Source organism: Vibrio sp. 2130-1 (assembly GCF_033339515.1).
Genome location: NZ_JAWOUT010000531.1, coordinates 1 through 578 on the forward strand (window position 1 = coordinate 1; position 578 = coordinate 578).

At 47.1% G+C, this 578-nt stretch carries 1 protein-coding gene; it reads left to right on the plus strand.

Annotated elements, in window-relative coordinates:
• Window positions 1–19 precede the first annotated feature (19 nt).
• Window positions 20–578 (plus strand): 3-methyl-2-oxobutanoate hydroxymethyltransferase (gene panB, locus R7Q09_RS27225; RefSeq protein ID WP_318144091.1); only part of this gene is annotated, 559 nt, incomplete at its 3' end.

Here is a 578-nt window from a genome sequence, read left to right on the forward strand (position 1 = left end):
TCCTAGTAAGGATAAAACAATGAAAAAGATGACCATCAACGACCTTATCAAGTGGAAGCAAGAAGGTCGTAAATTTGCTACTTCAACCGCTTACGATGCGAGCTTTGCACAACTTTTTGAAAGCCAAGAAATGCCCGTTCTTTTAGTTGGTGATTCACTTGGTATGGTATTGCAAGGTGAAAACGATACGCTACCAGTAACGGTAGACGACATCGTGTACCACACTCGCTGTGTGCGTGCTGGCAGCCCGAATTGCTTGCTAATGGCCGATATGCCATTCATGAGCTACGCAACACCAGAGCAAGCGTGTGAGAACGCGGCAAAATTGATGCGCGCAGGCGCAAACATGGTAAAAATCGAAGGCGGCGACTGGCTAGTTGATACCGTTAAGATGCTTACTGAACGCGCAGTGCCAGTCTGTGCTCACCTTGGTTTAACCCCTCAGTCTGTTAACATTTTTGGTGGTTACAAAATCCAAGGTCGCGATCAAGAAAAAGCGGATCGCATGGTAAAAGATGCGTTAGCGCTACAAGAAGCAGGCGCTCAAATCGTCCTACTAGAATGTGTGCCTGCTGAAC